Origin of the sequence: Pedobacter cryoconitis, from assembly GCF_014207135.1 — a bacterium.
In the GTDB taxonomy this organism is placed as follows: domain Bacteria; phylum Bacteroidota; class Bacteroidia; order Sphingobacteriales; family Sphingobacteriaceae; genus Pedobacter; species Pedobacter cryoconitis_D.
In genome coordinates this window covers 307,600-332,008 of record NZ_JACHCC010000002.1, presented here as the reverse complement: position 1 = coordinate 332,008, position 24,409 = coordinate 307,600, and the positions used below count along the sequence as shown (strand labels likewise).

The 24,409-nt window shown below is 40.7% G+C and carries 16 protein-coding genes and 1 tRNA gene; 10 read left to right on the top strand and 7 right to left on the bottom strand.

All coding sequences use genetic code 11. The features are described from left to right. The first annotated feature begins 91 nt into the window (after window positions 1–91). The 8 genes from HDF25_RS04405 to HDF25_RS04370 all read left to right on the top strand — a co-directional run bounded on the left by HDF25_RS04405 (window position 92) and on the right by HDF25_RS04370 (window position 17,264). Window positions 92–1,204 (top strand): FecR family protein, encoded by a 1,113-nt coding sequence (locus HDF25_RS04405; protein ID WP_184623168.1) that lies wholly within the window; start codon window positions 92–94, stop codon window positions 1,202–1,204. A gap of 237 nt (window positions 1,205–1,441) precedes the next feature. Then, window positions 1,442–4,828 carry a SusC/RagA family TonB-linked outer membrane protein gene (locus HDF25_RS04400; RefSeq protein WP_184623166.1) on the top strand — a complete coding sequence of 1,129 codons (3,387 nt, stop codon included), beginning with the start codon at window positions 1,442–1,444 and terminating at the stop codon, window positions 4,826–4,828. Window positions 4,829–4,839: 11 nt separating this feature from the next. Then, window positions 4,840–6,282, top strand: coding sequence for a RagB/SusD family nutrient uptake outer membrane protein (locus tag HDF25_RS04395; protein WP_184623164.1), 1,443 nt, complete (start codon window positions 4,840–4,842; stop codon window positions 6,280–6,282). Window positions 6,283–6,331: 49 nt separating this feature from the next. Further along, the gene (locus tag HDF25_RS04390) at window positions 6,332–7,255 is read left to right on the top strand and encodes an ABC transporter ATP-binding protein (protein ID WP_184623162.1); all 924 of its coding nucleotides are present in this window, start codon (window positions 6,332–6,334) and stop codon (window positions 7,253–7,255) included. A 14-nt stretch (window positions 7,256–7,269) separates the two neighbouring features. Further along, complete coding sequence (locus tag HDF25_RS04385; protein WP_184623160.1) at window positions 7,270–9,540, top strand: Gldg family protein; 2,271 nt, start codon at window positions 7,270–7,272, stop codon at window positions 9,538–9,540. A 2-nt stretch (window positions 9,541–9,542) separates the two neighbouring features. Further along, the gene (locus tag HDF25_RS25805) at window positions 9,543–12,194 is read left to right on the top strand and encodes a MutS-related protein (RefSeq protein WP_260409316.1); all 2,652 of its coding nucleotides are present in this window, start codon (window positions 9,543–9,545) and stop codon (window positions 12,192–12,194) included. Then, complete coding sequence (locus HDF25_RS04375; protein ID WP_184623157.1) at window positions 12,184–14,961, top strand: M16 family metallopeptidase; 2,778 nt, start codon at window positions 12,184–12,186, stop codon at window positions 14,959–14,961. Before HDF25_RS25805 ends, HDF25_RS04375 begins: the two co-directional genes overlap by 11 nt. An 11-nt stretch (window positions 14,962–14,972) precedes the next feature. Next, on the top strand, window positions 14,973–17,264 hold the full coding sequence (locus HDF25_RS04370; protein WP_184623154.1) for a Gldg family protein: 2,292 nt from the start codon (window positions 14,973–14,975) through the stop codon (window positions 17,262–17,264). Between the two features lie 79 nt (window positions 17,265–17,343). Here HDF25_RS04370 and HDF25_RS04365 read toward each other — a convergent pair whose 3' ends face one another. The 3 genes from HDF25_RS04365 to HDF25_RS04355 all read right to left on the bottom strand — a co-directional run bounded on the left by HDF25_RS04365 (window position 17,344) and on the right by HDF25_RS04355 (window position 19,904). After that, window positions 17,344–18,366, bottom strand: coding sequence for an LLM class flavin-dependent oxidoreductase (locus HDF25_RS04365; RefSeq protein WP_184623152.1), 1,023 nt, complete (start codon window positions 18,364–18,366; stop codon window positions 17,344–17,346). 108 nt (window positions 18,367–18,474) lie between these two features. Next, window positions 18,475–19,065, bottom strand: coding sequence for a bifunctional nicotinamidase/pyrazinamidase (gene pncA / locus HDF25_RS04360; protein ID WP_184623150.1), 591 nt, complete (start codon window positions 19,063–19,065; stop codon window positions 18,475–18,477). Between the two features lie 53 nt (window positions 19,066–19,118). Next, window positions 19,119–19,904 carry a hypothetical protein gene (locus HDF25_RS04355; RefSeq protein ID WP_184623148.1) on the bottom strand — a complete coding sequence of 262 codons (786 nt, stop codon included), beginning with the start codon at window positions 19,902–19,904 and terminating at the stop codon, window positions 19,119–19,121. Between the two features lie 344 nt (window positions 19,905–20,248). Between HDF25_RS04355 and HDF25_RS04350 the strand changes: the two genes are divergently transcribed. Further along, window positions 20,249–20,623: a nuclear transport factor 2 family protein gene (locus tag HDF25_RS04350; RefSeq protein ID WP_221450847.1), complete on the top strand. Its 375-nt coding sequence runs from the start codon at window positions 20,249–20,251 to the stop codon at window positions 20,621–20,623. A 300-nt stretch (window positions 20,624–20,923) separates the two neighbouring features. On the opposite strand, the gene HDF25_RS04345 is transcribed toward HDF25_RS04350, so the two are convergent. The 4 genes from HDF25_RS04345 to msrB all read right to left on the bottom strand — a co-directional run bounded on the left by HDF25_RS04345 (window position 20,924) and on the right by msrB (window position 23,223). After that, window positions 20,924–21,364: a VOC family protein gene (locus HDF25_RS04345; protein ID WP_184623146.1), complete on the bottom strand. Its 441-nt coding sequence runs from the start codon at window positions 21,362–21,364 to the stop codon at window positions 20,924–20,926. Window positions 21,365–21,794: 430 nt separating this feature from the next. Next, the gene (locus HDF25_RS04340; RefSeq protein WP_184623144.1) at window positions 21,795–22,298 is read right to left on the bottom strand and encodes a DinB family protein; all 504 of its coding nucleotides are present in this window, start codon (window positions 22,296–22,298) and stop codon (window positions 21,795–21,797) included. Between the two features lie 262 nt (window positions 22,299–22,560). Continuing rightward, window positions 22,561–22,647: transfer RNA gene (locus tag HDF25_RS04335), tRNA-Ser, on the bottom strand. Between the two features lie 105 nt (window positions 22,648–22,752). Next, window positions 22,753–23,223, bottom strand: coding sequence for a peptide-methionine (R)-S-oxide reductase MsrB (msrB, locus tag HDF25_RS04330; protein WP_184623142.1), 471 nt, complete (start codon window positions 23,221–23,223; stop codon window positions 22,753–22,755). 175 nt (window positions 23,224–23,398) lie between these two features. Between msrB and HDF25_RS04325 the strand changes: the two genes are divergently transcribed. Then, window positions 23,399–24,301, top strand: a complete 903-nt coding sequence (locus HDF25_RS04325; protein WP_184623140.1) for a helix-turn-helix domain-containing protein — start codon at window positions 23,399–23,401, stop codon at window positions 24,299–24,301. Window positions 24,302–24,409 lie beyond the last annotated feature (108 nt).

The window sequence follows — 24,409 nt, the reverse complement described above, 5'->3', positions numbered from 1 at the left end:
CAGTTTGTTGCAAAATTTGTTTAATTGGGCCTACCCCCTGAGCACATTTCATGGCTATTACTTATAAATCAGGATAAACTGATAAGTTGTAATGAACGAGGAACAAGCAGAAGAATTAATCAGGAAATATAACGAAGGCAGCGCATCAAAGGAGGAAATGCGTCTTGTCGAAAACTGGTTTGTGAATCAATCTGAAATCCAGCAGCGTGCTCCTGTTGATTTAGATTATCAAAGTATAAAACTAAGCATGTGGCTAAATGTTGATCGGCGTATTGGACACACGCTGAAAAAAGTAAGCTTTAATTTCAGGATAGCTGCTGCTGCTGCTGTGATATTATTAATTTCTGTAACAGTTGCATTATTTCATTTTAGTCATAGAAATGAAATTGAATCGCAGGTCGTTAAAAATGATGTTAAGCCAGGCCAAAATAAAGCAGTGCTTACCTTGGCCGACGGGCGCAAAATAAGCCTCACCGATGCTACTAACGGTGATGTGGCTGCACAGGCTGGCGTGAGAATCAGTAAAGATGCAAATGGTCAACTCATTTACCATTTAACAGGAACAAGTTCCGGTAAAAGCATACAAAAATATAATACTTTAGAAGTACCTCGTGGTGGCCAATGGCAGGTGATTCTACCAGACAGCTCGAAAGTATTTCTAAATGCTTTAACAAGTTTAAGATACCCTGTAACCTTTTCAACGAAAGAAAGACGTGTTGAATTAAATGGAGAGGCTTATTTTGAAATTACTCATCATAAAGAATCACCATTCAGGGTTGTCACGAGCGGTCAGGTTGTTGAAGTATTGGGAACTCATTTTAATATCAACGCTTATACTGATGAACCGGATGTTAAAACCACTCTCCTTGAAGGTCGTGTTAACGTAAATGGGATTATTCTTAAACCAAACCAGCAATCTGTTTTAAGTCCGGATCATCAGCTCAGTATAATTAATGTTGACGCGGCAAATGTGGTGGCATGGAAAGAGGGCCTGTTTAAATTTGACCACACCGACATTAAAACCTTAATGCGGCAAATATCCAGATGGTATAATGTAGAGGTTGTGTACGAAGGTGCTGTTAATAACGAGCAATTTTTTGGAAAAATTGAAAGAAGTTATAGCCTTTCCGAAGTACTGAAGGTACTTGAACTTGGTAAAGTGCATTTTAGACTGGAGGGAAGAACAATTATAGTAACCCCTTAACTGGGCCTTTGCTTAAATCAGAAAATCAACTAATTAAATAACCTAAAAACCAAACCAACCAAAATGAAAAAATCTCTACAAAAAAGCGGGTAGGCAGATCAAAGGTTGACTTTGCAAAAGGCCCGGAGAAGGCTTCGACACTTTTCTCCGGACTTGCGTTTGGGTCAACCAGATCCGATAAAATCGGATTGATAAATAATTCTTGAAAACCATTCCAAACCCAAACAATACAAACGTATGAATTTATACTCATATGCAAAAATCCCCTGGATAACAGGCCGGTTGATGCGTAAAACCATTTTGGTAATGAAACTCGTTTTTTTCATCATAACCATTGCTTGCATGCAGGTATCGGCTACCGGATATGCACAAAATGTAAATATTAAACAAAACAGGGCCAGATTAACTGATGTTTTCTCGCTCATAGAGCATCAAACTGGTTATAGCTTCTTTTGGAAAAATGAAGACCTGAACAAAATTAAAGTCGATGTTAAATTAACCAATGCTCCCTTAGAATATGCATTAAATGAACTTTTTAAAGGGCTCCCTTTAACCTATTCCATTACAAAAAAATCAATTGTTGTACAGGCTAAAGCACCAGGCCTTATTGATCGGGTAGTGTCCGTTTTTACTGGCAATGAGGTTGTTGGGATCGTATTAGATGCTGAAAACAATTTGCTGTCCGGTGCAACTATAACGATTAAAGGAACAAACCGTAGTACTACGACCAATGCATTAGGGCAGTTCAAATTAAAAGATGTTCCCGAAGATGCGATTTTGCAGATTTCATTTATGGGGTATGTAACCAAAGAAATTAAGACAAGTGCCAACCTTTTGGGTATTAAACTGGAACTGAGTACTTCTAAATTAGATGAAGTCCAGGTGATGGCCTACGGAACAACCAACAGGCGTTTGTCTACAGGGAATATTGTAACTATTACTTCGAAAGAGCTGGAAAAACAACCTGTTATGAACCCTTTACTAGCTCTCGTTGGCCGGGTTCCGGGGATGACTGTAGTGCAGACAAATGGGTACGAGGCCAGTCCTGTAAAAGTAGAGATCCGGGGAAGAAAAACGATGGGCTCGCAATTCGTATCTGATCCAATGTACGTTATAGATGGTGTTCCACTCAATAACCTGGATCTTGGAGTTGGATCTGATTACAATAAAGGTTCGGCGGGAGTAGTCCAAAATGGGTTTTCTGTAACGGGGGGACAGAGTCCATTATTTAATTTAAGGACCAGCGATATTGAAAGCATAGAAATACTGAAAGATGGTGATGCGACAGCGATATACGGTTCAAGAGGTGCAAATGGAGTTATCCTGATTACCACAAAAAAAGGTAAACCAGGACCTACGGCCTTTTCAGTAGATGTAGCACAAGGTTTAAATTATGTTGCCAAAGGTTATGACATGCTCAATACCCAGCAATACCTGCAAATGAGAAGGGATGCTTTTAAAAATGATAATATCCAGCCTACCGTTACCAATGCACCTGATTTAATGTTATATGATCCTACTCGTTATACAGACTGGCAGAAAAAACTATGGGGAAACATTGGGAAAAAGACAGATGTTTCTATGAATTTATCGGGGGGAGATGGGCAAACTAATTTTAGAATCGGTGGTAATTATAGCAGATCGGCAGAGATTTTGACCAATAGCGGAAGCAATCAGGTCGCGTCTGTATCTCTTAGTCTTGGGCATAGCACACAAGATAGAAAGTTTAAAATACAGGCCAATGTGATGTACTCTTATTCTGCAGTGAATACCCTGACTACCCCTAATGCGGTAACTGCAGTTCCAAATGCACCAGACATCTACGATGCTGCCGGAAACCTGAACTTTGCCGGCTGGGGCCGGAGTGATTATAATACTTCTTATTTTCCATTTTCAACTTTAGAAAGCAGGTACTATTCAGATACACATGCGCTTACCAGTAATGTGCTTTTAAGTTATCAGATGGCGAAGAGCCTCTTTTTTTCTACCAATTTTGGATTTAATACGACTTTGAATTTCAATCGAAATTACAATCCGATTTCTAGTATGGATCCCCTAAGTAACCCAACGGGTACTGCCTTTTCGGGAAGCACGAACAATTTTAACTGGATCATAGAGCCTAAGCTGGATTATAAAATAAATTTATTGGGTGGAGAACTTAGTGCGCTAGTAGGGGCATCCTTACAGAAAACTGTTACAAAAACCTCTGGTGTTTTTGGGCTTGGATATGATAACGATGATTTTATTGAATCCGTAACGATGGCTCCTGTTAAGTTGACCTTTGACAATAAGGGTTATTACAAATATGCAGGAGTATTTGGACGACTAAGCTATAACCTGCAAAACAAGTACATTGTCAATCTTAGTGGCAGGAGAGATGGTTCGTCCCGTTTTGGGCCAGGAAATCAGTTTGGGGATTTTGGGTCCCTGGGGGGAGCATGGATCTTATCTCAGGAGAACTGGATGAAAAGCTGGCTTCCTTCTATGATCAGCTTCCTTAAGCTCAGGTCAAGCTATGGGATTACTGGTAGTGATGCTGTTGGGGATTATCAATATCTTACCCAGTGGGCAAAAGATCCCGGACTTGCTAAGACGCTGCCAAATTATAATGGTGTTTCGCCATTAGTCAGTTTATTAGCTGTAAATCCAAACTACAGGTGGCAAGTGACCAAGAAATTGGAGTTTGCACTAAGTCTTGGTCTTTTGGAAGACAGAATCAATCTGGAGGCTTCCCTCTACCGCGAGCGCTGTGGCAACCAACTCACTCAATACACAACACCTGTTTATACCGGATTTAGTTCTGTTACAGCCAATTGGCCGGCAATGGTGGAGAATAAGGGACTGGAAATCAGCGCAGATGCCAAGCTTATTAAAACCGACAAAATGAATTGGTCGGTCAACTTTAATATTGGCAGGAATTCCAATATATTGGCGAGTTATCCGGGGATTGAGTTTTCGCCTTACGCCAATACCTACAAAGTAGGCTATTCGGTTAATTCGCTGTATCTATTGCATTATATCGGAGTAGATCCAGCTACAGGTAAATACGCATTTGAAGATTATAACCATGATGGGGTGATAGGTGTGGACAATACCGGCCCAACCGGTACAGGCCATGACGACCGGCATGTAATCCTTGATCTGAGCCCTAAATTTTCAGGTGGATTTGGTACATCCTTTAGCTTTAAAAACTTTAATGTCAGCTGTTTTTTTGATTTTACAAAACAAATAGGTTTTAACCCATATTTCAATGCTGCAAATTTACTGGGTAATTTAGGAAACCAACCTGCCGATGTATTTGGGAATTATTGGAAATCACCAGGTGATCATGCTTTATACCCAAAACCGACTACGCTAACAGGCGATATCAGCAATAGTAACTTTTCTATTTCAGACGGTATGTACCGGGATGCTTCCTTTCTACGGCTGAACAATCTTTCCGTTGGTTACCAGTTTGATGAAAAACTAGCCAAAAAGATAGGCGCAAAATCAATGAATATCCATATGCGGGCACAAAATGTTTTTGTCCTGAGCGGAGCTAAAGGCCTGGATCCTAATATCCAGGATTTTAGCTCACTTCCACCGGCCAGGACATTTATATGTGGTATGTCCTTAAACTTTTAATTCATAATCAGATGATGACCAAAAGAAATCTAAAAATATACAGCTTTACGCTGATCATGATGCTTACTGTTTTTTCTTCCTGTAAAAAGCTGGTCAGTATCCCAGATCCAACAGGTTCTATCACTACCGCAAAAGTATTTGCCAATGACAGCGAGGCGAGCTCGGCTATGGCAGGTGTCTATACGCAGTTAATCAATTATAGTGCTGATGGTGCTACTGGTCTGAATGGGTTTGCTACTGGTATGTCTACCATTTTTGGAGCTTTCTCGGCTAATGAATTAGTTGGCAGCTCAACCTCCAGTAGTTATTATTTGTATAACCTGAACAGGGTTTTGGCCGACGACGGCCAGGCACTGATGATATGGAAAACGGCTTATAATGCTATTTACGGTTGTAATGCTGTTGTAGAAGGAGTTGCTGCATCTGTTTCTCCAAAGCTGCATGATAACATTAAACAACGACTCACCGGAGAGGCGAAATTTGTACGTGCATTTTCCTATTTCTACCTGGTGAATTTTTTCGGTGATGTACCTCTGGCGCTCACGGTCGATTTTAATCAAACGGCCTCCATGAAAAAAACGCCTAAAAGTGAAGTGTATGCGCAAATGATTAAAGATCTTCTCGATGCGAAATCTACTCTGCCTTCTGATTTTTCCGGAGCAGGTGGTGAACGCATAGTGCCAACCAAATGGGCGGCAACGGCATTACTGGCAAGGGTCTATTTATATGTTGGTGATTATGTCAATGCCTCAGCTCAGGCCAGTGAACTGATTGGTCAAACCGCCTTATTTAATCTTCCTTCGGATTTGAATACTGTCTTTTTATCAACAAGTCAGGAAGCAATCTGGCAGTTAAAACAAACTAATCAGGGAATCAATAAAAACGCAACTCCAGAAGGATATACCTTATTTTCGAATCCGGTTTTTGCCTATTTATCAGAGGATTTAAAAAGTGATTTTGAGGAGAATGATCAGCGAAAAAAAGCGTGGTGCCTCATTGATACGGTATCTCAGCAACCACGCTATCATCCTTATAAATATAAAATCGGAGAGGTTAATGCCGTGTTCAATGGAACCATCACAGAGTATTCTGTAGTGTTTAGACTGGCAGAACAATACCTGATCAGAGCGGAGGCCCAGACACTTGGAAACTTATCTTTGGGACAGGCAATTACTGATTTGAATGTGATCCGAAAAAGAGCAGGTCTGAATGATTTGCCAGGAACGCTATCCAGGGATCAGGTAATCAGTGCTATTGAGCATGAAAGGGAGATAGAGCTTTTTGCAGAGTGGGGCCACAGGTTCTTCGATCTCAAGAGAACAGGAAGGGCACATGATGTTCTTTCGGCTGTAAAAATAAAACAACCCTGGACGGGTGACTATCAGTTGCTTTATCCAATTCCCAGACCTGAGATTATAGCCAATCAGAACCTGATTCAGAATCCAGGGTATTAGTCTCTGGGTACAGCATTTTCCGAATACACATTTTAATCCAATTTAAACTATGGAACCAATCGTTCGTATTAGCGGTTTGTCACACCGTTATAGTACCAGCTGGGCTATTCGTGACATCAATATTGAGATCCCCAGGAGCGGGATCGTAGGCTTGCTAGGTTCTAATGGAGCAGGTAAATCAACCACTATGAATATTCTTTGCGGTGTGCTTACCCCAACAATGGGTTCGGTCACCATCAATGGCATAGACCTGAGTAAGGAGCCGGAGCGTGCCAAACAGGAAATTGGCTTTTTGCCGCAAACTCCGCCTTTGTATATGGATTTAACAGTCGATGAATATCTGAGGCATACTGCGATTTTGCGCTCGGTAGGAAAGGCAGAATTAAAATCAGCAATGGAGGAAGTGAAAGAGCGCTGCGGCCTGACACAGATCAGCAAAAGACTGATCAAAAATTTATCCGGAGGATATAAGCAAAGGGTTGGTATCGCCCAGGCGATTATCCATCATCCGAAGTTAGTGGTGTTTGATGAGCCGACCAATGGTCTTGATCCCAATCAGATTTTGGAAGTGCGTGCATTGATCAAAGACATTGCTACAGAACGTGCGGTAATTCTATCTACGCATATCCTGACCGAAGTGCAGTACCTCTGCAAAGACATCGTGATGATTGAAAGTGGCAGAATTGTATTTGCCGACACCATGGAAGCTTTTGATAATTATATCGCTCCGCATAGCATGCTGGTCATCCTGGAAAATGCGCCCCCGGCAGAAATGCTTGTGGCGATAGAGGGTGTTATCCGGATAGAAATGCTTACTGAAAAGCAATTTCGGATCTATTTTAATGGAGATCGTAGTATCTCTGAAAAAGTGGTATCTGAAAGTGTAAAGTACGGATGGCGCTTGCGTGAGCTCAATATGGAGAAAAACTCGCTGGATGAAACTTTTGCTCAGCTGTCCAAAATCCCGAATTAAAGATTATGACTCTGATGAAAAAAATTATACAAATAGCAAAGCTGGAGCTTAGCCTGCTATTTTATTCGCCAATTGCATGGTTGCTCATCCTGGTACTTTTTATGCAGATGGCACTTGCAAATTTATCAGCAATTGAAGATCTGCAGTATCTGCTGGGATTGAAGGTCGATTTATCTGGTCTTACAGATAAATTATTTACGACAAGTATCAGCATGGGGACGCTTCCCGTAGGTATTTTTTTTGCCATCCTAGGAAGTTTATATCTGTATACGCCGCTAATTACGATGGGTATCATTAGCCGGGAACTGAATAGCGGAACTATAAAACTGCTCTATTCTTCTCCGGTAAAACTGAGCCAGATTGTTTATGGAAAGTTTTTGGCTATGGTCGTCTATAATTTGGTAGTTGTGACCTTAATGAGCCTGTTTGTAGTTTTAGGGGCATTATTTGTGGTTCATTTTGATTACGCTCATGTATTGGTGGCTTTGCTGGCTTCTTTTTTACTTTTATGTACCTATTCAGCGATAGGGATCTTCATGTCCAGCCTCACTACTTACCAGGTGATCGCGGCGATAGGCACTTTTGCAGTACTGGCTTTGATGAACTATATCGGGCAGTTTGGCCAGGGATTGGATTTTGTACGGGATCTGACCTATAGTCTTTCCATGCCAAGTCGGGCGGAGCGTCTGGTTGGAGGTTTGTTAACCAGCCGTGATGTGATCTATTATCTGGTGGTCACTGGAATTTTCCTTGGTTTTACAATTGCCCGGCTGCAATTTGCAAGGGTATCGAAGTCAATAGTGCGGCAGGTTTTACGGTATGTAATTATTTTAATTGCCGGCCTGGCAATAGCTTATATCAGTTCGCGCCAGCATCTGATTGTGTATTATGATGCTACCTATACTAAGGAGAATACAATTACTAAAAATACACAGGAAATACTTAAAGCAATGGGGGATGCCCCTATAGAAATGACAGAGTATATCAATGTTATGGACAATACTTATGATCGTGGTGCACCTGTTAACCGCATTTTTGGGATTGCAAGATGGGAACCTTATTTGCGCTTTAAATCCAATATCAAGTTAAACTGGGTGTACTATAACGGTAGTTTTGATCAGCAGGCTTTTAAAGAAAGAGCGAAGCAATTAGAGGTAGATACTGCTGATTTTTTGAGTCCGGAGGCTACACGCAAACAAGTAGACCTGAGCGGAGAAAGCGGGCGATTGGTGATACAGCTTAAATACAAGGGAAGAACTACCTGGTTACGAACTTTTGAAGACGCTGATTTTTGGGCTAAGGAAGCTGAAATTGCCGCGGCATTGAAACGCCTGACATGCACTCCGCCTAAAATTGTTTTTTCAACAGACGGTTATCAACGTAGTGTAGATAAGGTTGGTGACCGTGACTATAAGTTGTTTTTCAACGTTAAAACCTCGCGGTCTGCATTAATCAATCAGGGCTTCGATATTGACAGTGTTTCTATCGAAAACAGTGAGATTCCTAAGGGCATTGCGACACTGGTGATTAGTGATCCTAAAGTTACATTTAGCAAGGTTGCATTGACCAGGCTCCAAAAATATATTGCTGAAGGCGGAAATTTGTTTATTGCCGGAGAACCAGGCAAACAAAGTGTGCTTAATCCAATATTGGGTATGCTGGGAGTTAAAATGCTGGAGGGATCTGTTGTTCAGCGCAGTAAAGATTATTCTTATGATTTAGTTACACCAAAACTTACTCCCGGGGCATTGGTTATGGATCCAGGCTTAACTGACATATATCAGCATAAAGGTGTGGTCACTATGCCTGGGGTTTCTGCCTTAAGTGATGAAAAAGAAGGTGTTTTTACCATTCATCCACTGTTAATGACCGATATGAGGCGGAGTTGGATCAAACAGGGATCATTTGTTTTGGATTCGGCAGCATTGGTTTTTGATGCAAGGGTTGGTGATCAGCAAGGTGCATTTCCAACTGTATTGAAGCTGACCAGGAAACTGAACCATAGGGAGCAGCGGATTATAGTCTCTGGGGACGCTGATTTCTTTAGCAACAAAGAAGGCTGGAGGAATATGGTAAAAGTAAATAACCCTTTTACATTAAGTGTATTCAAGTGGTTTTCTTATGGAGAATTCCCCGTACAGATGATCAAAACTGATCCTATAGACAATACGCTGAAACTGAATGGAACAGGAGTGGAGATCTTACAAATTTTGTATTACGGGGTAATCCCTGGCGCAATACTGCTGCTTGGAATTGTTTTGCTAACCCGTAGAAAACGTAAATAATTATGAGCTTTATAACCGATAAACAAACGATCGATGATCTGAATATCTTCGCCAAATCGGGGGGAGATTCGATCTACCATATTTTCAACAAGACCTTCACGCAGGGTGGTGCGACCCTGCTGGAGGAAATGTTCCGAAGTCCACTTTCAGAACATCGGGCCATCAACGAACGCGTAGCAATTCTACGGTATTTTCAGGAAAGTAAAACTGTCTTCCCTCTGCAAGGCAATCGTTTTGAAGAGGCCGAGAGGTATTTGTCCAATACCGACCCACGGAGCCGGCTTTCTAATCAGGGCTTTAGTATGGCCGACTTTAAAACGGCTACACAAAGTGTCACCGCACTAATGGAAATCCTTCAGGGACTAAAGTCCTTCCTGTCAGGTATCCTTAACGATGTGGATACCAATGCTTATCACAAAGAAGCAATTGCGGCTTTAGCCCTGCTGAACTCCAAAGAACTGGAACCTCTCTTCCTGGATCACGGAAAGGGAAAGATCTCTTCGGGCAAAATTGTAGAATACGATAATATTTTGCGGTTTTTGCACCGGGCTCTCCTGGAAAATATCCTGGGCTACGTATACCACCTGGACGTATTTATTTCTATCGCCGGGGTGGCTACTGAGCGTGGGTATATCTTTCCAAAGGCTTTACAGCGTGATGAGAACCGCCTTTGGGTAAAAGGGCTCTATCATCCGCTGCTAAGCAATGCAATCCCTAACACCTTAGAGATGAATCCGGATGGAAATATTGTTTTCCTGACTGGGGCGAATATGGCAGGTAAATCTACCTTTATGAAATCACTGGGTATTTCCATGTACCTGGCTCATCTCGGTTTTCCAGTGGCTGCAGCAGAAATGGAATTTTCGGTATGTGACGGGATGTACACCACTATCAATCTGCCAGATAATCTGACAATGGGGGCCAGTCATTTCTATGCAGAAGTATTACGGGTGAAAAAAGTAGCCGTAGAATTGGGGGCAGGAAAGAATCTGTTCGTGATTTTTGATGAACTCTTCCGCGGTACTAATGTAAAGGATGCTTACGAAGGCACGATTTCCATTATGGAGGCCTTTGCCGGCAAACCCCATTCGCTGTTTGTAATTTCTACCCATATTATGGAGGCCGGAGAAGTGCTGCAAAAGAAATGCAGCAATATGATCTTTCGCTATCTCCCAACACGTATGGAACAGGGAAAACCGGTGTATACTTATACACTTACGGAAGGGATTACCGATGACAGGCATGGGATGATTATCATCAACAATGAAAGGGTTCTGGAGCTGATCAACCATAAAAAAGAGATCAAACAATCCCCGGAAAACCTGCTTGCCGATAAGCAAACCATAGAAGATCTGAACCTGCTCGGTAAATTCAAACAGCAGTCGGTTTATGGACTGTTTAATAAACTAAATACACGTGGCGGTGAAAAGGTACTTGAAGGTATGTTTGCAAGGCCATTAAATACTCCAGGGGAAATTAACGAAAGAAGTTCGCTTTTTGCGTTCTTCCAGCAGCAGCGGGTGATTTTTCCAGTGATCAGATCGCAGATAGAATCTATGGAAGATTATCTTTCTGGCGGTGCCGGAGCAGCTTTGCTGGTGGTAGCCTCGGGTGTCTTAGCGAAGAAGTTTAAACAAGTACTTTTTCATAATGCCGAACTTCTGCAATTACAGGCCGGACAATCGGTTACGATTGAAGTTTTACAGGCTTTCCGGGATTTTTTCAGGGAATTGTCAGCAAAAGAAGGTATCGCGGTTTATCAAAAGGATCTGGATATGGTCCAGGAAATTCTACAGGATTCCAGGCTCCAGGGGATCTTAAATTCATCTGAGGGACAGCCATCATTAATGCAGCTGATCCGCAATGATTATTTGATTCGTCATGCCATGATTAATCATATGGAGGCCTTATTGAAACTTATCTATGAGCTGGATGTATTTGTTGGTATCGCTGCGGTGGCGGCAGATCAGGGTTTTGTATATGCAAAAGCTTTGCCTGCTGACCAGATGCGGCTGGATATGGAAGGTTTTCGCCACCCTGGACTAAGCAAAGGGGTGACCAATGACCTGCATTTAACCCGTGATTGTAACGTACTGTTTTTAACAGGGGCGAATATGGCTGGTAAATCAACTTTGATGAAATCGATGGGGATTGCCGTTTACCTGGCCCATATGGGCTTTCCTGTGGCGGCAAAAAGGATGGAGTTCTCAGTTAAGGATGGGATATTTTCCTCTATCAATGTTTCGGATAATCTTGATATGGGCTATAGCCATTTTTATGCCGAGGTACTGCGTACTAAAACGGTAGCAAAGGCGGTTAGTGAATCGCTCGATTTATATGTATTATTTGATGAATTGTTCAAAGGAACCAATGTGAAAGATGCCTATGATGCAACCCTTGCAGTAATTAAAGCTTTTGCAGCAAACCGGAATAGCTTTTTTGTCGTCTCTACACATATTATTGAGGTGGGAGAAGCCTTGGGCAAAGCCTGTGATAACCTGCAGTTCTCTTTCCTGCCAACGGTCATGAAAGATGGTATGCCCACTTATCCGTATACCCTGTCAGATGGAATTACCAGCGACAGGCAGGGCATGATCATTATTGAAAATGAAAAGATCGTAGAGATCATTAAAGCAAAGCAATATGTTAGTTAAATATAAATTTTTAGGTTTTTTGTCTATGGCCGCGCTTTGTTTGCCGTTGGCCTGTAAAACCCAGCTGGATACGCAATCCTTACCAATGGATCCGGAAGTCCGTATGGGGAAACTTCCCAATGGATTTACCTATTATATCCGTAAAAATAAAACCCCTTTAAAGCAGGTGATGATGTACCTGGCTGTTAAGGCGGGATCTATTCTGGAAACTGATCAGCAAAGGGGGGTAGCTCATTTTGTAGAACATATGAGTTTTAACGGAACCAAACATTTCCCTAAAAAGGAACTGTCAGATTATCTGGAGCGTTCAGGGGTACGTTTTGGCGCAGATATCAATGCCAATACTACTCCTGATGAAACGGTATACCAACTGCCTTTACCTTCTGATAGTCCCGAATTATTGGCCAATGGTCTGCAAATTATGCGCGACTGGGCACAGGATGCCAATATTGAGCCAGAGGATGTGGAACATGAACGCCATGTAATCCTAGAAGAAAAGCGGGTTCGGCAAGGGCTTTTACAACGTTTTCAGGAACAAAGTATTTCAATTTATACCAACGGGTCCCGTTATGGTTCCCGTTTGCCGATCGGAACGGAGGAAGTGCTGTTGAAGGTAAGCCCCGAAGAGATCCGTAGTTTTTACAAAGATTGGTACCGACCTGATCTACAGGCTTTACTGATTGTAGGAGATATTGATATCAATCAGATGGAAAAGGAGATCAAGGCAAAATTTTCTGACCTCAAAAACCCGGAAAAGGAGAAGAACCGGCCGGTTTACCAGGCAAAACTGACTGGGAAAAATCAGTATATGCAGTTTATAGATCCTGAATGGGGAGGTATTTCTGTTGAAATGGCCATGAAGCAGGAGACTGGTGCTATTGTTACGGTAACAGATTACCGCGCCAACCTGTTGAAAAATCTTTTCGGAGAAATGGTCGCTGCCCGGTTCAGGCAATTGCCCATTGTTGGTCTTGTACCATTAACTGGCGGATTGAATTCTTTTTATGTTAATATTACGACCAAACCGGCCGAAACAGAGCCTGCATTGAAAAGCGTATGGCTGGAACTCCGTAAAATGGAAGAGCAGGGGTTTACGCAGGCAGAGTGGGACAGGGTTAAGAAAAATTATTTATTAAAGCTGTCTGAGGCACTTAGGGAAAAAGATAAAACGGCTTCTAAAACGCTGATTAATTCGTATTTACAGCATTTTTTAACGGGGACTATTGCACCTGGAATAGTTAAAGATTACGAATTAACCAATGAGCTGCTTCCTGATATTAGTTTAAAGGAAATGAATGCGCAAATGAAGATCTACCTGAAAAATACAGATAGGGATATCATCGTGAAATCATCAGCAGCTAACAAGGCGTTTTTGCCAACTGAGGCTGCAATTTCAGAATGGGTTGAAAATGTTTATACGCAAGATCTTCCGCCATTTGTAGATGATGCACTTGATCTTCCTTTGCTCAAAAAAGAACCAAAATCAGGAAGGATCATTACTGTTGAAGACATCAAAGCAGTTGGCTTGCAAAAGATTACACTTAGCAATGGGGTAAAGGTTATCTTGAAGAAAACTGATTTTCAAAATAACCAGATCCTGTTCAGTGGATTTGCTGAGGGGGGAGCTTCTTTAGCCACAGATGCCGATTACGAAAGCGCAATTCATGCGGCAAATATTATAGCTGCTGCTGGTGCAGGCAATTATGATCAACAGCAGCTTGGTAAGTTATTAGCAGGAAAACAGGTACAGGTGAGTCCCTTCATTGTAGATAATTATCAGGGTTTTAGCGGTAATACAACGAAAGCAGACCTGCCTGCTGCACTGGAACTTATGTATGGCTATTTTACCGAACCGCGTAAAAGTGAGGAGTCTTATCAAACGCTGATCGGCAGGACCCGGGAAGCGCTGGCCACTAAAACGAATGACCCCAACCAGATATTTACTGATACGGTAAATTTGGTATTGGGGAATTATCATGTACGGAGGACGCCGCAAAGTTTAAGTCGTATTTCATCGATTAACCTGGATAAGGCTTTTAAAATTTATCAGGAACGCTTTGCTGATGCTTCTGGTTTCACCTTCCTTTTTGTAGGTAACTTAGATTTAAAAACCATTAGACCTTTACTGGAAAAATACATTGGCTCTTTGCCTTCTAAAGGGTTGCAGGAACACCCCCGTGACCTGGGGATTAATATTCCTTCGGGCAGGATAGCCAAAACGGTCTATAGTGGTGCAGTGCAAAAGGCAAGTGTAATCCTGGTGTATTCGGGTGATTTCAATTATAATTTTGAAAATACGATGAAAATGAACGCTGTTGCAGATGCGCTGAACATCAGCATGAACGAGCGTCTTCGTAACCAGGAAAGAGGTACTTATACACCGAATGTACGACTGAGCTTAACCAAATACCTAAAACAAAGGTTTAGTCTGACGATCTCTTTTGATTGTGCTCCGCAGAATGTCGGGAAGCTGATTGCTTCTGCCCAGGATGAGGTGAATAAAATGAAAATAGCCGGGCCATCGCCCGAAAACCTGCAGAAGTTTAAGGCAGCGCGTAAGGTTGGTCTGGAAACAGGATCAACAAACAATGATTTCTGGTTAGATTATCTTCTTGGTCAGGAAATGAACAAAGAGTCATTGACTGAGTTTTTTGACTACGATGCAGCATTGAATAAAGTTACAGTGAAGTCAGTTCAGGAAGCTGCAGCTTCTTTTATTCAGGATAAGAATTGCATCAGGCTGGTCCTGATGCCAGAAAAAAAATAACGTTTTAAAATATGAAGAAAATCATACAAATAGCCAGGCTGGAACTCAGTCTGCTATTTTATTCCCCAATTGCCTGGTTGCTGATGATTGTACTTTTTGTACAAATGAGTGTGGGCTTCACTTCAGTTTTGCCTCAATTGGAAAAGGGAAAAAGTTTTCTCTTTTTAACAGGAGAACTATTTACAAATCCGAATTCCATCGGTATTCTTGCCAAAATTCTGACGAGCTTATATCTGTATATTCCATTGATCACGATGGGAATTATTAGCAGAGAAAGCAGTAGCGGGAGCATCAAACTGCTTTATTCTTCTCCTGTAAAACTAAGCCAGGTGGTGTATGGGAAATTTGCCGCCATGTTGGCTTATAATCTGGTGATTATAGGTGTCATGAGCTTGTTTGTACTGGCAGGTGCCACGTTTATACCGTACTTTGATTACCCGCATATTCTGGTGGCTCTGTTTGCTGCTTTTTTACTGTTAAGTGCGTATTCGGCTATAGGAATCTTTGTATCCAGTCTAACCACCTATCAGGCTGTAGCGGCCATTAGTACTTTTGTGGTACTGGCTTTCATGAATTATATTGGAACAGTCGGGCAGGGGATTGATTTTGTACGGGACTTAATGTATAGTCTTTCCATGCCGAGTCGTGCGGGACGTCTGATGGCTGGTTTATTAAATACACGTGATGTAATTTATTACTTTGCAATTATTGGAATGTTCCTGGCTTTTACCATTACAAAGCTGGAATTGGAAAGGGTATCCAAACCGGTTTTACAGCAGGTACTCAGATACATGTTCATTGTATTGATTGGCTTAAGCATTACCTATATTAGTTCCCGTCAGCCAATGATTGGCTATTATGACGCTACAGAGACCAAGGAGAATACGATTACTAAAACCAGTCAGGAGATTCTTAAAAAAATGGGGGATGAACCGATTGAGGTAACGGAGTATATCAATGGGATGGAAGGTTCTTATTGGGGGTCTACGCCCAGCCAGCGTATTGAAGATATCGCCCGTTGGGAACCTTACTTGCGTTTTAAACCCAATATCAAGTTGAAATGGGTCTATTATAACGATACTGTTCCTGGTATGGGAGCAATACTCGCAGAAAGTAAAAAGACCTTTGAAGAGCTTGTTATCCATATGGCAAAGCTGCAGAAGTTAAATCTCCGGAAATTTTTAAGGCCGGAAGAGATCAGGAAACAGATAAACCTGAACGGTGAAAACGGGAGATTGGTGATGCAGTTAAAATATAAGGGCAAGACCACTTTTTTAAGGACGTTTCCTCCACCCGATAAGGGTTTTTGGCCGCAGGAAGATGTAAAAGATGCTGCATTGAAAAGATTGATTCAGGCAGTACCTAAAATTGTTTTTGCAACAGATGGTTATCAGTGTGGTATAGATAAATTAGGTGATAGGGAATACAGAACGCTGGCCAATGAGAAACTAATCAGCAGTTCGATGATCAACCAGGGGTTTGATATAGATAGTGTTTCTTTGGAACATGGAGAGATTCCCGCTGGCATTAGTGCTTTGGTGATTGGCGATCCTAAGGTGGCTTTTAGTGCTGCCGCCAAAGCTAAACTCGAAAAATATATTGACGATGGGGGCAACCTGATTATTGCCGGCGAGCCTGGTAAACAAAGTATTGTTAACCCGTTACTGGAACCGCTTGGTGTTAAAATGCTTGATGGAACTGTGGTTCAGCGTAGTAGAGATTATTCTTTTGATCTGGTTACGCCAGTACTGGCGGCCGGGTCTGTAGCAATGGCTCCGGGACTGCAGCCATTTTTCCAGCAAAAGGCAGTGGTATCTATGCCAGGTGCCGGTGCTTTAAGTTATGAAAATTCCGGGCCTTTTATTGTGCATCCGCTTTTAATTACAGATGAACAAACCAGCTGGATTAAAATGGGGAAATTTACAGTCGATTCAGCAGCTTTAACCGTAGATGCTAAAGCAGGAGATCGGCAGGGGAGTTTTCCCACTGCACTGATGCTGACCCGGCAAGTGAAAAACAAGGAACAGCGGATTGTAGTGACCAGTGATGCAGATTTTTTTAGTAATGGGGAGCTGGAAAGGGGCAATATGGGTACGATTAATAGCTATTTTGCTATGAAAATCTTTAGCTGGTTCACCTACGGGGAATTTCCGGTAGAAGTGAGCCGCAGAAGACCTAAAGATAATACCACGACGCTGACCAAGTCAAGTGTGAGAATGATACAAGTATTATATTATGGCGTGATTCCAGGAGCGTTGTTTCTGATCGGAACAGTTTTATTAATCCGCAGAAAACGCAAGTAATTATGAGCAATTTTTAACCCTTTAAAATGCAAAAAGCCTGAAATTATTTGATTTTCAGGCTTTTTTGTTTTTTTGAAATTTAGCGCCAACCCAATCCGGGTGCTACATGCTCTAAAATAGAAGACAGTGCATGTACATTGTAATCGACTCCTAATGTATTGGGTATTGTCAAAAGAATCGTATCTGCTTCTTGAATCGCTTCATCTTCAGCTAACTCCTTGATGAGTTGATCTGGCTCTGCGGCATAGCTTCTTCCGAAAATGGCCCGTTTGTCAGGTTCAATCATTCCAATTTTATCAACCCTGCTGGTTTCCTGCCCAAAGTAATTGCGATCCTGATCGTTCACCAATGCAAAAATAGACCTGCTCACCGAAACCCTCGGTTCCCGATTGTGCCCCGCTTTTTTCCAGGCATCTTTGTACAATCTGATCTGCTCGGCTTGCTGTATATGGAAAGGTTTGCCGCTTTCATCAAACTTCAAAGTAGAACTTTGCAGATACATTCCGTTTTCGGCAGCCCAAACAGCAGTAGCATTAGAAGCGGCCCCCCACCAAATACGTTCCCGCAATCCTTCCGAATATGGCTCCAGGCGTAACAAACCTGGTGGATTCGGAAACATCGGGTACGGATTAGGCTGGGCAAATCCGACACCTTTTAACTTATCCAGGAATTCTAACGCCTTACGGCGTCCCATATCTGTGTCAGTTTCTCCTTCGGTTGGTTCATATCCAAAATAACGCCACCCATCGATTACTTGTTCCGGCGAACCTCTGCTGATTCCCAATTGTAATCGCCCTCCCGAAATTAAATCCGCAGATCCCGCATCTTCCACCATATACAGCGGATTTTCATAACGCATATCAATTACACCCGTTCCAATCTCTATTTTACTTGTTTTGGCACCGATGGCCGCAAGCAAAGGAAATGGCGATGCCAATTGAGCTGCAAAATGATGCACGCGAAAATAAGCGCCGTCTATGCCAATTTCTTCTGCAGCGACAGCCAAATCAATAGATTGAAGTAATGTGTCACTCCCTGTACGGGTTTTATAGGCATGATGGTTAGACCAATGCCCAAACGATAAAAATCCTATTTTCTTCATAACTTCTTTTTCGTACTGAAAAATAGCACTTTATTATCTAACGGAGGGAAATAAACTGACTTATCAAGGTGTTTTAATTTGTTTTAAGGAAAACAGGGTGTTATTTAGCTAAATAATAGTTCCCCCCTTAGACTGAAAGTCTTTCTTAACACGTTCATATCTTTCTGAAGATATAGGCTTAGAAGCGCGCTCTATAATACTTGATTTAAAACCTAAGTCTAACGCATCATTAGCTGTATAATACACACAATAATCGGCTGCCACTCCGCAAACTGCTACTTCTGTAACCCCTCTTCCTTTGAGGTAATCGGCCATGCCTGTAGATTTTTTTCTACCATTATCAAAAAATCCGCTGTAACTATCAATTTCTTTATCCATCCCTTTTCTAAAAATAGCCTCAATAGCATTTGTTAAAAGTTCTGGAACCAATTCAGCTCCCTTTGTTCCCTGTATGCAGTGCTCAGGCCATAATACCTGATTTAGTCCGTTTAACGATATTTCCTCAAATGGTTTTTTATTTGGGTGGGAAGTAAAGAAACTTTTATGACCTTTTGGATGCCAATCTTGCGTGGCTACTACCAGATCATATTTTGACTGTAACTCATTAATTGTTTGGACGATTTCATCACCATGGTTAACGGCTAAAGCGCCTCCTGGTAAAAAATCATATTGTACATCGATAATAATTAAAGCATTCATGTTTTTTTAGATTAAATGTTATTAATTTATTGATTTGGGGCTTCGTACCTAGCTTATAAAGCCTTTTTAAAATAGTCACTCACTTTCGATACATTATTCACCCAAGCGCCTGAACTGGATTGTAAAACGTATTCACTCATTCCCACATGATTTGTTTTAGGGGCCCAGTCATAGGTATAACCCAACCGCGTCCAGGGGTAATGGTAATCTGAAGTAGTTGATAATGTTCGATAATAGGCAAAAACAATATAACTATTAAACCATGAGGTGTAAGTTCCAGGATTATTATTAATTAGTGCCGCACCAGTTGTTGTAGTTGTGATGGCTGGGTTGCCTGCTGGCCTATACAAACGTTCCGGGTTTACCCAAACCTCAGCGATATGCGTATTACTTTGTTTATTAGCAGGAGGTAGGCCCAACAGCTGGCAGATACGCATTGTTGTATCACTTGTTGCAGTGAAAGAAGCACCTATGCGTGCTTTCATTTGTTGTGGGATGAATAGCCACGATTCGCCCCATGAATTGGTGATTGAATCACCAACTGGATAGCTGGATGGATAACGCATAAAGCTAGCCAGTAAAACATACGGTTTACCATTAATTGTTTTCCATTTTAAAGAAGTGTTTCCGGGGGTTAATGCCCATAACGTATCAATTCTTTCTGAACTATCAGCAACCATTGCATCCAGTATGGCATTTTGGTATAACTGGTTCATAGAAAGTACTGGTGGTTCTGGTTTTGATGGAGCAACATTGTCTTTTTTACACCCAACGAACACACCAAGCGTAAGTAGGGCACATAACAATAAATGAGAGTAGTTAATTGTTGTTTTTTGCATAGAATTTAGATTATATTTAAAAATTACTATTTTGAAGATAATCTAAAAATATATTTATGTTATAATGTGAAAATTTTACCTTATGACTATAGATTGCTAACTTTTCACGAAAAAACAGGCTTGTTTTAGTGTATGTGTTGAAATTAACCACTTTTATACAGTGGAAGTAGTACCTATTCATCTTGTTCATCTTTTTATATAAAACAGTTTGTTTCACAATCTTCATTAGTATTTAAGGTCATTAGTTAGCTAATTGTAATAATACTTCTTATGACAATGGAAAACCTTGCAGATCAATCTTATATTTTACCTTAACCATTACTAACTAAATATTTAAAAACAAAATGATGGTAACAGAAGAAATCCAATTGATGCTTAATGATTACTTTGATGTAATCTACACACAAGAGCTTACGAAATTTGACCAGGTATTTCATCCTGGATCCGTACTATATACATCGCAGGATAACAATGTAGTTGTCCGTCCAATAGCAGAATACAGGGAAATTGTAAAGGGAAGAAAATCCCCGCAGGAACTTGGTTCTCCGCGTAAGGATGAGGTATTAATGATAGATGTACTGTCGGATGAAATTGCATTCGCTAAAGTACGTTTACGCTTAAATGAGAATGTAATGGTTGATTACCTCAATCTTTTAAAGGTAGATGGGAAATGGACAATTGCTGCAAAGTTTTATCACCGTGCAGAAACTATCAAATAATAGCATAAAGAGGGCATTCAAATTGGATGCCCTTTTCTATATCCAGTCTTTAATACAGGTGTACTATAAATTTCCTCTACTCTATTAAAGGCTTTTCAGGGGGGGATTCCAATCGAACAACTTGTACCATTTTTGACTTTTTTAGAGACTTTAAAAATTTAAATCGGATTTAAAGCCGTAATCAGATCTTATTAATTTTAAGTGTGATATTACCGTAAATTCAATCTTTACGCGCAAATTGTTGGCTTAACTTTACGGCATTGGATTCGGCACCATGTAAGGGACCGCTTTTTTCTTTGGTTAAATTTTCCCGTTATAATTTGGGTCAAATTCCACAATCCATTCAATACCATATTTGTCTCTAAACATTCCGGCGTAAGTGCCCCAGGGGCTGTCGCCGATGGGGCCTTCAATATCTCCACCTGCTGATAATCCGTTAAATATTTGGTCTGCTTCTTCACGACTTTCTGCACTAATAGATATTTTAGACCTGTTTTCGTTTTCGTTTACTCGTCCCATAAATTCCGGAACATCATTGGCCATTAACACATTGTGTTTTCCTATAGGTAAAGCAATGGTCATTATTTTATTTGCTTCGTTTTCTCCTACCGGAAATTCAGAGCTTGATAGGTCTTTGAAACGAATGATCTTTGCGAAATCTCCGCCAAAAACTGATTTGTAAAAAGTGAATGCTTCTTCAGCATTTCCATTGAAGTTGATCCAGGGATTGATTGTTCTCATAACTTTATTTTTAAGTTTTTAATTTTTTCTGCTCACGCTATTCAACATTTCGTTGTCAATGTGATTGACACTTTCCTTCTTATAATTTCTGCGATAGCGCTGTCAACAGATCTTCCAGATTTTTTAATGTTATGGTAAACCCGATCTTAAATCCCATGTCAATCATCTTTTCCATGCGGATACGGGATTCATTATAAATAATAAAACATTTTTTCTGTTCTTTAATTGTCGATAATCTCCCTGTCACTCTGCTCAGGCTTAATCAATTCGCATTCGTGCAATACTTTAATATGTTTTGATACTGCTTGGCGGGTCATATCAAATTTTGTTGCCCAGGCTGTTGTATGAGGAGGTGGAGAGTGGGGGTGAAAAAGCAGGGATTACCAATCTCCAGCAAAAAGTTAGACAATTCAACTTCGTTTTACAAAATTTAGGAGCGTTGGGATTCTTCATAATTAGGGCCGTATAAAGACGGCACTTTATTTCCCGTTGCTCTGAGGTGTGCGATAAGTTCTCCACGATGATGATACAAATGATTATAAAGAAATCCCCTGATCACCTGAACCTTCGGCATTGGTGGCATAAGAGGGGTACCACCTGCAGACATTGTCCAGTTATTCATATACTGTGATTCATCAGAATTTTCTATTACAGTCTTTGCATTTGCAACGTTTTCTTCAAACTTTTCCAGAATGTTTGAGGCCTTGGTGATATCACCCTTATCATATTTATAAGATCCCATATCAAATTCATCCTGGGTAAATGTAGGTCCATACCAGTTGTATACTTCGGCAATATGCGAAGCTAACTGACCTACTGACCAAAGATGTGGTTGCGGACGGTATTCTAATGCACTGTCCGGAATCATTGATAATAACTTTCTTGTGCTTTCTGCTTCATGCATGAATTCACCGAGTAATGCTTGTTTCATCATTTTTATGATATTTATTGAAATTAAATTTAAGGAATATTTCCCTATGTTCATCCTAAAATGAATCACAATAAAGAAGCATTGAATCTATTTGAATTCTCGCCTCCTAAACCAGTTCGAAAAAAGGGGGAGGGACAGGTTACAGACCTATATCGCAGATAAAAAGGTGTAGAATTGGAATTCGTGTGAAAATTGTAACCCTTAAAAATGCAAAAGTCCTGCTAATCTTTCGATTTGCAGGACTTTTGTAGGTTTTTATACTTAGCGGAGAGTGGGGGATTCGAACCCGCGGACCCTTTGACAGGTCAACAGTTTTCAAGACTGCCTCAATCGACCACTCTGACAACTCTCCGAGACAAAAGTACAAATAATGTTCATTTCTACAAACAAAGGGGATGAACTATTGTTTAATCCCCTCATTATGAATTGTATTTTTTTTGAAAAACTGCTTAAAAACCTATTTTTTGATGAATTTAAAGGCTCCGGAGTTCATACAATAGCGTAGACCACCTCTGTCAGCAGGTCCGTCATCGAAAACGTGGCCCAAATGTAATCCTGTTTTTTTCTCTACAATCTCATCTCTTGACATGCCGTCGCTATTGTCTTTAACAACTTCGACTGCATCTTTATTGATGGGTTTGGTGAAACTTGGCCAACCGGTTCCCGAATCGTATTTATCGTCCGAACTGAACAAGGGTTCTCCTGTGGCTGCGCTCACATATATGCCTTTCTGGTGATTATTGTAATAGGCATTTTTATATGGAGTCTCTGTTCCTCGCATCACCATAATCTGGTAAGCAGTAGGACTCAGGATCTTTTTCCACTCTGTGTTTGTTTTGGTAATAGGATATTTTTTAGGCGCTGGCTGTTGTGCGCATGCACTTAAACTCATCAGGGCTATAACTGCTATACTAACTGTCTGTTTCATAACATTATAATTTATATAAACATAAACGTGAAAGTAATGAATATAGATTTTACTAATTTTAATATGATGATTGGGTTACAAAATGAATTGTTTGAATTTTGCAATTAACAGTTTGATTAACGTAATTCTGAAAACACAGCATATGTTACTTTTGTTGTTGTAAATATTTCGCATCATGGATAAGACCCAAACGCTGGAAAACTTTTATCAGCAAAAATTTAACAGTATTCCACAAACTCTGCAAAATGAGGTTGGTCATTTTAATGTTTTTCGTATAGAGGATTGCCATGGGCCGAGTGCAGTTCCTGTAACCTACAGCCGACGGGACTTTTATAAAGTTAGTCTGGTACGGGGTGATTATATGTATCATTATGCGGATAAAAGTATAGTGATCAAGGGCACAACCTTAATATTTTTCAATCCTAATGTTCCTTATACCGTTCAGGCATTATCTGATAATACTACGGGGTACTTCTGCATTTTTACTGAGTCTTTTTTTACGGAAAAAATCCGTGGAAGCCTCAATGAACTACCGATGTTTAGTATAGGAGGGAAGCCTGCTTACTTTTTAAATGATACGCAGGAGCAATTCGTTGCTACGATATATGAAAAAATGCTGGAGGAAATCAATTCTGATTATGTATTCAAATATGATTTGCTACGTAATTATGTAACTGAATTAACCCATTATGCACTGAAATCAGAACCATCAGAAAATCTGTATCAACATCCAAATGCACAATCCAGAATAACTGCTGTATTCACTGAATTACTAGAGCGTCAGTTTCCAATTGAAACGCCTTCTCAAAGATTTGCACTTCGCTCTGCTAAAGACTTCGCTGAGAAGCTTGCGGTGCATGTAAATCATTTAAACAGGTCTATCAAGATAACTACTGGTAAAACGACCACAGATTTAATCTCTGAGCGTGTATTAACAGAAGCTAAGTCTTTATTGAAGCATACTGACTGGAACATTTCAGAAATTGGCTATTGCCTGGGATTTGAAGAGGCAGCACACTTCAATAACTTTTTCAAAAAGCAAACGGCTTATACTCCCGGACGTTTCAGAAGTGTTTGATTTTAGTAAAAATTGAAAGGACTGAGTTTTCTCATGTCATTTACTGACAGAATATTTTTTTGGTTTAGGTTCTATGTATCTTTCAAAGATCCGTATAAAGTGGCTTAA

Coding starts and splice junctions, on each gene's coding strand:
- HDF25_RS04405 (WP_184623168.1), top strand. CDS start 92: ATGAACGAGGAACAAGCAGAAGAATTAATCAGGAAATATAACGAAGGC.
- HDF25_RS04400 (WP_184623166.1), top strand. CDS start 1,442: ATGAATTTATACTCATATGCAAAAATCCCCTGGATAACAGGCCGGTTG.
- HDF25_RS04395 (WP_184623164.1), top strand. CDS start 4,840: ATGATGACCAAAAGAAATCTAAAAATATACAGCTTTACGCTGATCATG.
- HDF25_RS04390 (WP_184623162.1), top strand. CDS start 6,332: ATGGAACCAATCGTTCGTATTAGCGGTTTGTCACACCGTTATAGTACC.
- HDF25_RS04385 (WP_184623160.1), top strand. CDS start 7,270: ATGAAAAAAATTATACAAATAGCAAAGCTGGAGCTTAGCCTGCTATTT.
- HDF25_RS25805 (WP_260409316.1), top strand. CDS start 9,543: ATGAGCTTTATAACCGATAAACAAACGATCGATGATCTGAATATCTTC.
- HDF25_RS04375 (WP_184623157.1), top strand. CDS start 12,184: ATGTTAGTTAAATATAAATTTTTAGGTTTTTTGTCTATGGCCGCGCTT.
- HDF25_RS04370 (WP_184623154.1), top strand. CDS start 14,973: ATGAAGAAAATCATACAAATAGCCAGGCTGGAACTCAGTCTGCTATTT.
- HDF25_RS04365 (WP_184623152.1), bottom strand. CDS start 18,366: ATGAAGAAAATAGGATTTTTATCGTTTGGGCATTGGTCTAACCATCAT.
- pncA (WP_184623150.1), bottom strand. CDS start 19,065: ATGAATGCTTTAATTATTATCGATGTACAATATGATTTTTTACCAGGA.
- HDF25_RS04355 (WP_184623148.1), bottom strand. CDS start 19,904: ATGCAAAAAACAACAATTAACTACTCTCATTTATTGTTATGTGCCCTA.
- HDF25_RS04350 (WP_221450847.1), top strand. CDS start 20,249: ATGATGGTAACAGAAGAAATCCAATTGATGCTTAATGATTACTTTGAT.
- HDF25_RS04345 (WP_184623146.1), bottom strand. CDS start 21,364: ATGAGAACAATCAATCCCTGGATCAACTTCAATGGAAATGCTGAAGAA.
- HDF25_RS04340 (WP_184623144.1), bottom strand. CDS start 22,298: ATGATGAAACAAGCATTACTCGGTGAATTCATGCATGAAGCAGAAAGC.
- msrB (WP_184623142.1), bottom strand. CDS start 23,223: ATGAAACAGACAGTTAGTATAGCAGTTATAGCCCTGATGAGTTTAAGT.
- HDF25_RS04325 (WP_184623140.1), top strand. CDS start 23,399: ATGGATAAGACCCAAACGCTGGAAAACTTTTATCAGCAAAAATTTAAC.